Below are 13,373 nucleotides of genomic sequence, written 5' to 3'. Positions count from 1 at the left end.
CAGCGATCACGCGTTTACTGTCGGCTATGCCTTGGGACGCTCAACGTGTGTTCGCCCTCCAGCTGCGGCTCTGGCGGCACCACTGTGGACAACCTCCCTCCCCCATCCCCGACCAGCTCGACTGGACGCTGGTGGAGGGCTTCCTGCGCACCTGCCACGCCACCGCCGAGGAGCCGCCCGACCTCGACCTGGCCTACTGGCGACGCGAATTCGAGCGCACCCGCACCGCACCGGTCGAGCCCCCGCGCTGGATCGGCCCGATCCCACCGGTGGCCGAGGCGTACCAGCCCCGCACGGTGCCCACCGCCCCCCGCACCGTCCTCAGCGGCCCCGCCGGCACCGGCAAGACCCAGTTGGCCGCCGCACTCGCGCAGGATGCCGAACTGGTCATCTGGATAACCGCAAATTCCAGAGCCAACATCATTTCCACGTACGCGACCACGTCGCGCGAGCTCTCTGCGGGCAACCCGGACGACCCCGTCGAGGCCGCGCACCAGCTACCGGCCCATCTCAGCCGCAGCGAACGCCGTTGGCTGGTAGTGCTCGACGACGTCCGGGACGTAGCCGATCTGGACGGCCTCTGGCCCCCCGAGGCCCCCGGCCGCACCGTGGTGACCACCCGCCTGCCCCTACCCGCCGCCCAGCGGACCGGCCCCTTCACGCCCACCGAGTCCCTGACCTACCTGACCGACCGCTTGGCCACCACCCCACCCGCAACCGCCGCGACCAGCCCCACCCCGACCGGCACCGCCACCCCGGCCGGCCAGCACCGGCTCGACGGCGCCGCCGACCTGGCCACCGCGCTGGGCCACCTCCCGCTGGCACTGGCACAGGCCGCCGCCGTGATCCTCGACCGCGACCTGACCTGCCGCACCTACCTGGCCCGCCTCCGCGCCCTCCCCGAGGCCTCCCCCGGCGCCCTCGCCCTCGACGCCGCCGACGCCCGCGAACCCGCCGGCGTAGCCCGCCCCGTCCTCGAGGTGGCCGCGCGCCTGGACCCGGCCGGCGCCCCCGCCGCGGCCCTCACCGCGCCCGCGCTGCTCGACCTCGTCACCACCCGCCGCGGCACCGCCACCACCGCCGCCGACCTCGCCGCCGGGCTGGCCGCCCTGCAGCTGACCGGCCTGTGCCGCCCCGACCGGGCCGGCGAGACGATCCACCTGCCCGAGCCGGTGCACGAAGCCGTCCGCACGGCCGAGCCGGACAAGACCGGCGACCTGACCCGCTGCGCCGCCGACTGCCTGCTGGCGATCTGGCCCGCGGTCGAGGGCGACACCGCCCAGGTCGACCTGCTGCGCCGCAACACCCGGGCGCTGCTCGACGACGGCGTGGAGGCGCTCTGCACCGACCGGCTGCACCCGCTGGTGTTCCGGGCCGGCAACAGCCTGCCGCAGATGGGCCTGTTCGACGCCGCGGTCGGCTACTGGTCGGGGCTGCGCCCGGTGGTCGAGCGCTGCCTGGGCGCCGAGCACGAGGACACCCTGACCGTCCGAAACAACCTGGCCTGGGCGTACGGCCGGGCCGGCGCCCCGGAGCAGGCCCTGGCCGAACTGCGCGATCTGCTGCCGGTGCGCACCCGGGTGCTCGGCCCGGACGCCGTGAACACCCTGGCCACCCGGCACGGCATCGCCGTCTGGCTGGACGCCACCGGCGACACCGGTCAGGCCGTCCACCAGTTGCGCGCGCTGATCGCCGACTACGAGCGGGTCCTCGGCCGCGCCGCCCGGGACACCGTGAACACCCGGATCACGCTGGCCGGTCACCTGGGCGCGACCGAGTCACCGGCGGTCGCGGTGGCGCACCTGACCGCGCTGCTCGACGAGTTCCGCCGGGTGCCCGGCGTCAGCGGCCACGAACTGCTGGACGCCGAATACAACCTGGCGCTCTGGCAGGCCGAAGCGGGCGCGCTGGACGACGCCATCGGCCGCGCCGACCACCTGGCCCGGGAGTACGGCCGGGTGCTCGACCCGGACCACGTCGACACGCTGTGGGCCCGGCACCTGGCGGCCATGCTGCGCGCGCAGGCCGGCCACCGGCGAGCGGCGGTCGAGGTGCTGCGGTCGCTGGCCGACGACGTGCGCCGGATCGAGGAGACCGGCCGGGCCGACGTGATCGTGGTCCGGGACGCCATCGACGGCTGGGCCGCCGCCGAGGAGGAGCGGGAGGATCAGGCAGCCAGGTAGCTGCGCGCCGGCCGGTCGGCCAGCCAGGCGGTGAACGCGGCGGCCGGCAGCGGCCGGGACACGTAGTAACCCTGCACCGCACCGCAGCCGTGGGCGCGCAGGTAGTCGAACTCCTCGCGGGTCTCCACGCCCTCGGCCACGACCAGGAGGTCGAGGGCACGGCCCAGGTGCAGGGTGGCGTCGGTGACCGCGCGCCGGCCCGCCGTGGTCGTCAGGTCGCGGACGAAGCCCTTGTCGATCTTGACTTCCTGGATCGGCAGTTCGGACAGCCGGCCCAGGGACGAGTGCCCGGTGCCGAAGTCGTCGACCGAGAGCTTCACGCCGATGCCGCGCAGCGTCTCCAGGGTGGCGAGGCTGTTGGTCGGGTCCGCCATCAGGCCGGTCTCGGTGATCTCCAGGGTCAGCGCGGCGGCCGGCAGCCCGTGCCGCAGCAGCGCCACCCGGACGTCCTCGGCCAGGCCGCGGTCGGCAATCGTCTGCGGCGACAGGTTGACCGCCACGGTCATGTCGTGGTGACCGTCCCGGCGCCACCCGGCGCAGGCCGCCAGCGCGGTGTCCAGCACGTTGCGGGTCAGCGTCCGGATCAGGCCGGAGCGCTCGGCGAGCAGGATGAACTCGTCCGGCGGCACGGTGCCGTCGGCGCGGAACCAGCGGCTCAGCGCCTCGGCGCCGATCACCCGGCCGGACGCCGGGTCGACCTTGGGCTGGTAGTGCACCTCGAGCCGGTTCTGCTCGACGGCGGCCCGCAGGTCGGCCATCAGGGCCAGCCGGCGCGGCGTGTTCCGGTCGTCCTCGGCCTGGTAGACCCGGACCCCGGCGCGCGCGTTCTTGGCCGCGTACATGGCCACGTCGGCGCGCTGCACCAGGGTGTCCGGGTCGCTGCCGTGCTCGGGCGCGAGACAGACGCCGATGCTGGCCGGGGTGCTGAGGGTCAGCTCGCCCACCTCGATCGGCTCGACCACCGCCCGGTAGACCTCGTAGGCCAGGTCGAGGACCGCCTCGGCGCTGGCCGCCGACGGGATCACCAGCGCGAACTCGTCGCCGCCCAGGCGGCCCACGGTGGCCCGCTCGCCGAACAGGTGCTGGAGCCGGGAGCCGACCTCGCGCAGCACGCTGTCGCCGACCACGTGGCCGAGCGCGTCGTTGATCTCCTGGAACCGGTCGAGGTCGAGCAGCAGCACGCCGACCACGCCGGTCTCCGGCCGCCGCTCCAGCGCCTCCCGCAGGTCGTCCAGCACCAAGCGGCGGTTGGGCAGGCCGGTGAGGGCGTCGTGCAGGCCGATCTGGCGCAGCCGGTCGAGCAGGTGGGCGTTGGTGAGGGTCACGCCGGCGTGCGCCGCGACGGCCTCGAGCAGCCGGTGGTGCTCCGCCGTGAAGCCGGCGATGTCGGCCATCGGCTCGCGCACCAGCAGCACGCCGGTGGAGTCGTCGAGGGCGACCGGGACCGCCATGCCGGTCTCCGGGATCAGCACGGCCCGGCCGTCGCGGGCCGGCGCCCACCATGCGTCCGGGTGGTGGGTGGTGGCGCCCGACGAGAACTCGTCCCGGCCGGCCAGCCGCATCCGTACCAGGCCGGCGCCGCCGTCCAGCAGCAGTTCGGCCTCGTCGGCGCGGACCAGTTCGCGGGCCCGGTCGAGCACCACGCGGGCCACCTCGTCGGGGTGGGCCGAGCCGTTCAGCGACCGGGTGAACCCGTAGAGGGCCTCCACCTGGGCGTGCCCCTGGGTCTGCTGCCAGTACGCGGCCAGCACCCGGTAGATCACCACGGCCAGGATGGCGAGCAGCGCCAGCGCCGGCCACTGCTCGCGGCTCACGATCGCGGTGACCAGGCCGAGGGTGGTGGTCAGCAGCACGACCGGCACCTGGAGCAGTTCCTTGACGTCCGAGCTGAGCATCCGCCACCACTGCTGCGAGCCGTCGTGCATCGCGATCACCGCGGTGATCGCCACGATCGACACCAGGTCGGCGGCGAACGTGCCGACGAACACGCCGGCCCAGCCCAGCGGGCTCAGCGGGTCGGCGCCGTGGGCCACCGCCGAGACGACGAGGCCCGCGACGGTCACCTGGGTGAGGTAGAGGGCGAGGTTGAAGGCCATCTTGCCGACCGGCTGCCGGTGCAGCGCGGCCAGCCCGACCAGGCCGCCGAGGACCCGGGCGGCGGCCAGCAGTGGGAGCGGCAGCAGCACCAGCCCGATGACCGTGGGAATCTCGCTGAGCGTCAGGGTGTGCGCGCCGCGGCGTACCGGCAACTGCACCACGAACCGCTCGACCAGCACGAAGAGGACGGCGAGGACGGCCGCCACGATCAGGTCGCGACCGGTCACCGGCCGCATGCCGGAGAACCAGTGCAACTGCACGGCGACCGAGACCGCCGCCAGCATGGCGGTCAGTCCGGCAACACGGGCAGCGGCCTTCATTTCGTCCCTCTTCTCGGCGGAGAGTCCTCGGCCTCCCGGCGGTCGACACCCTGTCTGTCGGCCGCCGGGAGGCACAGTTGAGGACCTAGGTCCAGGCCCGGCCCGTCCAGGCCCGGCCCAGCCAGGTCCCGGAGGTCCAGGCGCGGCCGGTCCAGGCCCGCCCGGTCCAGGCGCGGCCGCTCCAGTCCGTGCCGGTCCAGGCCCGGCCGGCCCAGTTCAGCGACGTCCAGGTGGCGGTGTTCCAGGTCACGGACGCCCATGACGTGCCGTTGTAGGCCGAACCGCTCCAGACCTTCCCGTTCCAGGTGCCCCCGGTCCAGGCCCGGCCGTCCCGGGCCAGCGGGGTCCAGACCAGCGGCCGCCACGGCGCGCCGAAGATATCGCGTTCCCCGGTCAGGGCCCGGCCGGTGACCGCGTCCACGACGTACGAGCTGCCCCGGGCGCCCTCCAGCGTGCCGAGGCCGGTGGCCGGCAGGAACAGCTGGCGCGCGGTCAGCGGGACGCTGAGCGCGGCCGCCCCGGCGATGTCCAGCTGCCCGGCACCCGCGGCGATCGGGTCGGCGCCGGTCAGTGGGTCGGCCGACTCCATGAGCAGCTTCTTGACCTGGTCCGGGGTGAGCCCGGGCCGCTGTTGCAGGAGCAGCGCGACGGAACCGGAGACCACGGCGGTGGCCTGTGAGGTGCCGCTGCCGCGGAATGTGGTGTCGGTCACCCGGGCGCCCGGGTAGGCCAGGTCGATGTACGAGCCGGGCACCCGCAGCGAGACTATGGACCGGCCGGTGGCCAGCAGGTCGGCGTGCCGGCTGTAGCTGCCGCGGGTGGAGAACGAGGCCACCGTGTCGTCGGTGCGGATCTCGGTGCCGTTCGCGTCGGCGGCGCCCACCGCGATCACGTACGGGTTCGCGGCCGGCATGGTCACCCGGGACGCGGTGGGCCCGTCGTTGCCGACTGCCACGACCACCACGATGCCCTTGCGCCACGCCGCCTCGACCGCGTACGAGAGCGGGTCGAGCAGGGCGCTCTGGGTCGAGTCGGTGCCGAACGAGAGGTTCAGCACCCGGATGTTGAGTCCCGGGTCGTTGCGGTGCGTGACCACCCAGTCGATCGCCGCGATCACCTGGGAGACGTCGGCGGCACCGTCGGCCGCCGCCACCTTGAGGCTGATCAGTTTGGCGCCGGGGGCCAGGCCCTCGAAGCCGGTGGCCGGATCGTTGCCGGCGATGATGCCGGCCATGTGCGTGCCGTGCCCGTACGAGTCGATGTTGACCAGGCCCGGGGTCTGCGACTCGAAGGACAGGTCGGGCCCGTTGACCACCTTGCCGGGCTGGCTCAGCCCGGGCACCGGCGCGACGCCGGAGTCGATCAGCGCCACCCCGACACCGGCGCCGGTGAGGGCCACCGTGTTGGTCTTCTTGCCGCCGGCCGCCCTCTTCACGGTGCCGACCGTGGCGTTCGCCCCGCCGTCGTCGATCCAATTCCGGCCCTTCATCCGGACCGTGCCGTCGGCGGTGACCTCGTCGACGCCCGGCGTGCGCTCCAGCGCCGCCACCACGCCGGACGGCACCCGGGCGGCAAATCCCGAGATCACGGCCAGGTCCCGCTCGATCGTGCCGCCCGAGCGCCGGACCAGCGCCTCGGCCCCGGCCAGCGCCGCCGGCGACGCGGTCCGGACGATCACGTCGACCGGCGGACCGGCGGCCGCAGCCGGGGTGGCCACCGCCGCTAGGCCGACGGTGGTGAGCAGGCTGGTCAGCCCCGCCCTCAGTTTCATGCCCACGTTGTCTCCCTCCCGTGCACGGCAGCATGATCACTCCCGCGACGTGGCCCGCCCATCGGCCGGGCACCGGAGCACCTGAGCGCTTTTCCGTTCCAGGATGCGGACTTGTTCCCCGGCGCAACGATCCGGCCCGTCCACGGAACCGCAGCTCAGCGCCACGGCAACGGAGTAAAAAGGCGGCGCTGCGGCCGGGCACTTCCACATCTCCTACGAGGTTCGTAGGTTTCTGCCATGACGAAGGACCCGGCCGCGCTGGCCGACGCGCGCCGGCGGCGGGCCGACCGGGCCCGCCAGGTTGCCGACGTCCTGCGCCATCAGGTGCTCACCGGTGCGTACCCGGCCGGCCACCTGCCCCGCGAGGGCCTGCTCTGCGCCGAGTTCGAGGTGTCCCGCAACACCGTGCGCGCCGCGCTCGGCCTGCTCGCCGCCGAGGGGCTGGTGGAGCGGCTGCCCGGGGTCGGCACCACGGTGGTCACCGCGAAGTACGCGCACGGCCTGCACCACCTGGCCGGCCTCGCCGAGACCCTGCACCAGCACGGCGAGATCACCAACGAGGTCCGGACCAGCACCGTGATCCGCCCGCCCGCGCTGGTCGCCCGGCGGCTGCGGATCCCCGGCGACGAGCCGGTGGTCTACCTGGAGCGGGTCCGCCGCCTCGACGGGGTGGCGGTGTCGCTCGACCTCACCTACCTGCCGCATGACATCGGCGCCCCGCTGCTCGGCGAGGACCTCGCCCACCGCGACATCTTCGTGCTGATCGAGCAGCTCACCGGCCAGCCCCTGGGCTCGGCCGACATCAGCGTCGAGGCGGTCAACGCCGACCCGCACTCGGCCGCCCTGCTCGACGTCGCCGACCGGGCCGCGCTGCTCATGGTCGAGCGGCTCACCCACCTGGCCGACGGCCGCCCGGTCGACCTGGAGTGGATCCGGTTCCGCGGCGACCGCCTGACCTTCCGAACCCAGCTGCGGAGGAACCATGCCCCTGGTCAACCAGCGGATCGACGTGCCGGTAACCATTGACGAGAGCCTATGCATCGACGCGTGCACACTGTGCGTCGACATGTGCCCGCTCGACTCGCTGGCGATCGATCCGGACACCAGCAAGGCCTACATGCACGTGGACGAGTGCTGGTACTGCGGGCCGTGCGCGGCCCGCTGCCCCACCGGCGCCGTGACCGTCAACATGCCGTTCCTGATCAGGTAAGGACCACCCGATGAGACTTCGCCTCGCCGCCGCCCTCGCCCTGCTGACCGCGACCGCCGGATGCACGGTGGCCGGGCAGGCCGCTGCCGACGACGCCGAGACCGTGGTGGTCGGCTACCAGTCCAAGACGATCAACACGGTCACCGCCGGCACCCTGCTGCGCGCCCAGGCCTACTTCGAGAAGCGGCTCGAGGCGACCGGTAAGAAGTACACCGTCAAGTGGCAGGACTACGACACCGGCGCGCCGATCACCGCGCAGATGATGGCCGGCAAGATCGACATCGGCTCGATGGGCGACTACCCGCTGCTCATCAACGGCGCCCGCGGCCAGCAGTCCGAGCAGACCCGCACCAAGATGGTCGCGGTCACCGGATACAACCTGCGCGGCGCCCTGAACACCGTGGTGGTGGCGCCCGGCTCGCCGGTCACCACGCTGGCCCAGCTGCGCGGCAAGGTGGTCTCGACCAGCTCCGGTTCGGCCGCGCACGGCCTGCTCGTGCAGGCACTGCGCAAGGCGGGCGTGCCGGAGGCCGAGGTCAAGGTCGAAAACCAGCAGCCGCCGGTCGGCGCGTCGGCCCTGGAGTCCGGGAACGTGGACGCGCTGTCCCAGTTCGTGGCCTGGCCGGGGCTGCTGGTGCACAAGGGGCAGGCCACCGTGCTCTACGACGGCGGCGAGCTGGGCCAGCCGACCCTGCACGGCACCGTGGTCCGTGAGGCGTACGCCACGGAGAATCCCGAGGTCCTGAAGGCGTTTCTGCAGGCACAGCTGGACGCCACGAAGTTCCTCTGGCAGCAGCCGCTGGCCGCCGCCGAGATCGTCGCCACCAACACCGGGCTGCCCGCCGAGGTGGTCTACCTCTACAACGGCGCCAACGGCATCGCCACCTTCGACCTCAGCCTCAAGCCGCAGCTGCGCGCCGCGCTGGCGACAGACGTGCCGTTCCTGACCTCGATCGGCGTGCTGCAGAACATCGACCTGGCCGCGTTCGTCGACGACGCCCCGGTCAAGGAGGCGGTCGGCGCCGAGTACGCCGCACTGGAGTCGGCCACGGCCAACCAGGCCGTGATCGCCGGCACCGACCCGGTGTGCAACAAGCCGGTGCAGGACCCGGCGACGGCCGGCGAGCTGTGGGTGTTCGGCGCGACCGGCACCCAGCCCGCCGCCGACCCCACCTGCCTGCTCAAAGCGGTCAAGTCCATCGAGGCGACCGGCAAGAAGATCCGGGCCGGGTACGTGCCGGACGCCGTCACCGGGACTCGCTGGTTCGCCGACAAGAGCCACTGGGTGCGCGACGGCGTCCAGTTCTTCCCGTTCGTCACCGCCACCGCGGCCGCGAAGTACGTGGCGGCACACAGCGGCAGCGCGAAGATCTCCTACGCCGAGGCGGTGAAAGCGTCATGACCGCGCTGGCCACCCTCGACGAGCCGCGCGCACCGGCCGTGCCCGCCCCGGCGCCGCGCACCGCCGGGGCCTGGCGGTGGGCGATCCGGGCCGGGTCGCTGATCGGGGCGTTGCTGCTCTGGCAGTGGCTCACCGCCGCCGACGTGACCGCGTGGGTGCGCTTCGACCGGCTGCCCACCCCGGTCGAGGTGTCCGGCCAGTTCGGGCGGCTGCTCGGCGACCCGGTCTACTACCTGGACATCGCGCAGAGCCTGGTGCGCATCCTCACCGGCTTTACCCTGGCCGCGGTCGCCGGCGTCGCGGCCGGCATCGCGGTGGCCCGGTCCTGGCTGCTGTCCGACCTGCTCCAGCCGCTGTTCGAGGTGATCCGGCCGATCCCGGCGATCGCGCTGGTGCCGATCGCGATCCTGCTGTTCCCGCGCAACGAGCAGGGCATCGTGTTCATCACCTTCACCGCGGCGTTCTTCCCGATCATGGTGAGCACCCGGCACGCGGTGCGGGCGCTGCCGACGGTCTGGGAGGACGCGGTGCGCACCATGGGCGGCGGCCGGCTGCGGGTGCTGGCCAGCGTGGTGCTGCCCGGCGCCCTGCCCGGGGTGTTCGGCGGCCTGTCGGTCGGCATGGGGGTGTCGTGGATCTGCGTGATCTCTGCCGAGATGATCTCCGGGGACTTCGGTGTCGGGTATCGCACCTGGCACGCGTACACCATCGTGGACTATCCGGCCGTGCTGGTCGGCATGGTCACCATCGGGGTGCTGGGCTGGGCCACCGCGGGCGCCGTGGAACTGCTCGGCCGCCGGGTCAACCACTGGCTGCCGGCCCGCCGCGGGGGTGCGCGATGAGCGGCCTCACGCTGACCGTCGACCGGGTCAGCCTCAGCCACGGCGGCGACCCGGTGGTCCGCGACCTGAGCCTGCAGGTGCGGGCCGGCGAGGTGCTCGTCGTGGTGGGCACGTCCGGCTGCGGCAAGTCGACGCTTCTGCGTACGCTCGCTGGTTTGTTGCCGTGCGGCGCGGGCGCCCTCAGCGCCGACGGCGCGGCACTCACCGGACCCTCCCCCGACCGCGCGCTGGTCTTCCAGGACGACGCGCTGCTGCCCTGGCGCACGGTGCGGCGCAACGTGGAACTGCCGCTGGCCATCCGGGGCGTGCCGCGCGGGGAACGCCGGGAGCGCGCCGACCACTGGCTCGCCCAGGTCGGTCTGGCCGGGCACGAGCGGCGCCTGCCGGCCCAGCTGTCCGGCGGCATGCGGCAGCGCGTGCAACTGGCCCGCACGCTCGCCGGCGAACCGCGCGCGATCCTGATGGACGAGCCGTTCGGCGCCCTCGACGCGCAGACCCGCGGCGCCATGCAGCGGCTGCTGGTCGACGTGCTGCGGGACACCCCGGCCACCGTCGTCTTCGTGACCCACGACGTCGACGAGGCCCTGTTCCTGGGCGACCGGGTGGCGGTGCTGTCCGCCGGCGGCGTCCGCAAGCTGGTCGACGTGCCCCATCCGCGCGACCGGGCCACCCGCGGCACCCCGCTGGTGCGTGCCGCCCGCGACGAAATCCTCACCGCCCTCGGGAGCTCACCGTGCTGATTCCGCCCGTCACCGAACGCCGCGCGCTCGACTGCGACGTCCTGGTCGTGGGCGGCGGCACGGCCGGCACCATGGCCGCCCTGTCCGCCGCCGAGCACGGTGCCCGGGTGCTGCTGCTGGAGAAGGCGCACGTCCGGCACTCGGGCGCGCTCGCGATGGGCATGGACGGCGTGAACAACGCGGTCATCCCCGGAAAGGCCACCCCCGAGGACTACGTACGCGAGATCACCCGCGCCAACGACGGCATCGTCGACCAGCGCACCGTCCACCAGACCGCCACCCGCGGGCACGCCATGGTGCAACGGCTCGAGCGCTACGGGGTCAAATTCGAGAAGGACGAGTACGGCGAGTACGCCGTGCGCCAGGTGCACCGCTCCGGCCGGTACGTGCTGCCGATGCCGGAGGGCCGCGACGTCAAGAAGGTGCTCTACCGGGTGCTGCGCCGCCGGGAGATGCGCGACCTGATCCAGATCGAGAACCGGGTGATGCCGGTCCGGGTGCTCACCGATGCGGGCCGCGCGGTCGGCGCGGTCGGCTTCGACACCCGCAGCGGCGAACTGGTCACGGTGTCGGCCGGCGCGGTGATCCTGGCGACCGGTGCCTGCGGCCGGCTGGGCCTGCCGGCGTCCGGTTATCTCTACGGCACCTACGAAAACCCGACAAACGCCGGTGACGGGTACGCGATGGCCTACCACGCCGGCGCCGAGCTCTCCGGCATCGAGTGCTTCCAGATCAACCCGCTGATCAAGGACTACAACGGACCGGCCTGCGCATACGTGGCCAACCCGTTCGGCGGCTACCAGGTCAACAACCGCGGCGAGCGCTTCGTCGACTGCGACTACTGGTCCGGCCAGATGATGGCCGAGGTGGCCCGCGAACTCGACTCCGACCGCGGACCCATCTATCTGAAGCTCAGCCACCTGCCCGAGGAGACGATCGGCGCGCTCGAGGGCATCCTGCACAGCACCGAACGGCCCACCCGCGGCACCTTCCACGCCGGCCGCGGGCACGACTACCGCACCCACGACGTCGAGATGCACATCTCCGAGATCGGCCTGTGCGGCGGCCACTCGGCGTCCGGCGTCTGGGTCGACGAGAACGGCGCCACCACGGTCCCCGGCCTGTACGCGGCCGGCGACCTGGCCTGCGTCCCGCACAACTACATGATCGGCGCGTTCGTCTTCGGCGACCTGGCCGGCACGCACGCCGCCGGCCTGCCGTCACGACCGGCCGCCGCGCCGCTGCCCGAGGACCAGATCGCCGCCGCGCACGAGCTGATCTACCGCCCGCTGCGCCACCCCGGCGGCCCGCCGCAGCCCCAGGTGGAATACAAGCTGCGCCGCTTCGTCAACGACTACGTGGCCCCGCCCAAGTCCGCGGCCAAACTGGAGATCGCCGTCGAGACGTTCCGCCGGATGACCACCGAGATCGAGGAGATGGGCGGGCAGACACCGCACGAGCTGATGCGCTGCGCCGAGGTCACCTTCATCCGCGACTGCGCCGAGATGGCCGCCCGCGCCTCCCTGGTGCGCACCGAGAGCCGGTGGGGCCTCTACCACGACCGCGCCGACCACCCCGGCCGCGACGACGCCGAGTGGCTCTACCACCTCAACCTGCGCCGCCGCCCCGACGGTGAGATGGAGTTCGTGAAGCGCCCGGTGGCCGAATACCTGGTCCCGGTCGACGACTTCCGCCCGCCCGGCGGCACCGGCGAGATCCCGGTGGCCGAGCCCCGCCACTTCACCGTCACCGCCGGCCGGCACACGGCCGAACGCGCCGCCGGCCCCGCCAACGACGCCGCCGCGGCCCGCATCGTCGCGGTCCTGTCCCTGGCCGAGCAGGAGCCCGCGCTGGACGCCTTCACGCCGTTCCTGGACGACCCCGAGGCCGAGGTCCGCCGGACCGCGGTAGCCACGCTCACCGAGGTGGCCCCGCCCGGCGCGGCCGACGCCCTGGTCTCCGCCCTGGCCGACCCGCACCACACGGTCCGCGCCGCGGCCGCCTCCGGCCTACGCGAACTGGCCGACGTCCTGCCCACCTCGGCCGCGCTGGCCACCCGCTTGCGCGGCGCGGCCGGCAGCGACGACCCGGCCGTCCGCCAGCTGGTCGCCGAGCTGCTGCGGGTGACCGGCCTCGGCATCGCGGCCGACTTCCGCACGGCCGCGGGCGACCAGGACCTCGCGGTCCGCCTGCAAGCGGTGCGCGGCCTGGTGCGCCGCGACGACATCGACGGCCTGGCGGCGGTCGCCGCCGACCCGGCGCGCGAGGTCCGGGTGGCGGCCGCCGCCGGCCTGGGAACGGTGGCCGACCCGCGCGGTGCCGCGGTTCTGCTCCGGCTGGCCGGCGACGAGGACGTGCTGGTGCGGGCCGCCGCCCTGCAGGCGGCGGCCGCGGTCGGCTGCCCGCCCGCGCTCGCGGAGCTGGCGCTGAGCGCCCTCAGCGATCCGGCCTGGCAGGTCCGCGAGGGCGCCGCGAAGGCGCTGGGCGCCCTGGCCGACCCGGCCTGGCGACAGGTTTCCCGGTCCCGGCAACCCGCCGCCTCCGCACCGGGCGGCACGACCGCCCTGGCCCCGGTCGAGCCGGTGCCGGCCCTGCTCACCGCGGCCCGCGACACCAACCTGGACGTGCGGCGAGCGGCGGTGAAATCCCTGTCCGGCTGGACCGGCCGGGCCGACGTGTCGGCGGCGCTGACCGCCGCCGGCAACGACCCGGACGCCGACGTCCGCGCCTACGCGCGGCGGGCCCTGTCGGGCTGACCCTGTGCGGCTGACGGGATATGGACAGCCCGGCGCCGTGCGCACAGCCCGC

Annotated in this window: 9 protein-coding genes; 7 read left to right on the top strand and 2 right to left on the bottom strand. The window is 73.8% G+C overall.

Going from position 1 to position 13,373, the window contains the following annotated elements; genetic code table 11:
* Positions 1-47 precede the first annotated feature (47 nt).
* Entirely contained in the window at positions 48-2,183 is a 2,136-nt protein-coding gene (locus Ari01nite_RS09480) for a tetratricopeptide repeat protein (protein WP_203780753.1), read from the top strand.
* Here Ari01nite_RS09480 and Ari01nite_RS09475 read toward each other — a convergent pair.
* Positions 2,168-4,600: a putative bifunctional diguanylate cyclase/phosphodiesterase gene (locus Ari01nite_RS09475; RefSeq protein ID WP_203780752.1), complete on the bottom strand. Its 2,433-nt coding sequence runs from the start codon at positions 4,598-4,600 to the stop codon at positions 2,168-2,170. The genes Ari01nite_RS09480 and Ari01nite_RS09475 overlap by 16 nt on opposite strands.
* An 85-nt stretch (positions 4,601-4,685) precedes the next feature.
* On the bottom strand, positions 4,686-6,371 hold the full coding sequence (locus tag Ari01nite_RS09470; RefSeq protein ID WP_203780751.1) for a S8 family serine peptidase: 1,686 nt from the start codon (positions 6,369-6,371) through the stop codon (positions 4,686-4,688).
* A gap of 237 nt (positions 6,372-6,608) precedes the next feature.
* Here Ari01nite_RS09470 and Ari01nite_RS09465 point away from each other — a divergent pair, with 237 nt between their 5' ends.
* Genes Ari01nite_RS09465 through Ari01nite_RS09440 form a run of 6 tightly spaced genes read left to right on the top strand, consistent with a single transcriptional unit; the run spans position 6,609 to position 13,321 of the window.
* Positions 6,609-7,397: a GntR family transcriptional regulator gene (locus tag Ari01nite_RS09465; RefSeq protein WP_203780750.1), complete on the top strand. Its 789-nt coding sequence runs from the start codon at positions 6,609-6,611 to the stop codon at positions 7,395-7,397.
* Positions 7,354-7,581: a 4Fe-4S dicluster domain-containing protein gene (locus tag Ari01nite_RS09460; RefSeq protein ID WP_203780749.1), complete on the top strand. Its 228-nt coding sequence runs from the start codon at positions 7,354-7,356 to the stop codon at positions 7,579-7,581. The genes Ari01nite_RS09465 and Ari01nite_RS09460 overlap by 44 nt, the downstream gene beginning before the upstream one ends.
* A 10-nt stretch (positions 7,582-7,591) precedes the next feature.
* On the top strand, positions 7,592-8,983 hold the full coding sequence (locus tag Ari01nite_RS09455; RefSeq protein ID WP_203780748.1) for an ABC transporter substrate-binding protein: 1,392 nt from the start codon (positions 7,592-7,594) through the stop codon (positions 8,981-8,983).
* On the top strand, positions 8,980-9,825 hold the full coding sequence (locus Ari01nite_RS09450) for an ABC transporter permease (protein WP_203780747.1): 846 nt from the start codon (positions 8,980-8,982) through the stop codon (positions 9,823-9,825). The genes Ari01nite_RS09455 and Ari01nite_RS09450 overlap by 4 nt, the downstream gene beginning before the upstream one ends.
* Complete coding sequence (locus tag Ari01nite_RS09445; RefSeq protein ID WP_203780746.1) at positions 9,822-10,565, top strand: ABC transporter ATP-binding protein; 744 nt, start codon at positions 9,822-9,824, stop codon at positions 10,563-10,565. Before Ari01nite_RS09450 ends, Ari01nite_RS09445 begins: the two co-directional genes overlap by 4 nt.
* Positions 10,559-13,321, top strand: coding sequence for a fumarate reductase/succinate dehydrogenase flavoprotein subunit (locus Ari01nite_RS09440; protein WP_239162606.1), 2,763 nt, complete (start codon positions 10,559-10,561; stop codon positions 13,319-13,321). Before Ari01nite_RS09445 ends, Ari01nite_RS09440 begins: the two co-directional genes overlap by 7 nt.
* Positions 13,322-13,373: the final 52 nt, after the last annotated feature.

The sequence above is a fragment of the Paractinoplanes rishiriensis genome, from assembly GCF_016862375.1.
Lineage (GTDB): Bacteria > Actinomycetota > Actinomycetes > Mycobacteriales > Micromonosporaceae > Actinoplanes > Actinoplanes rishiriensis.
The sequence above is the reverse complement of the archived record's forward strand: the minus strand, read 5'-3'. Positions and strand labels throughout refer to the sequence as shown.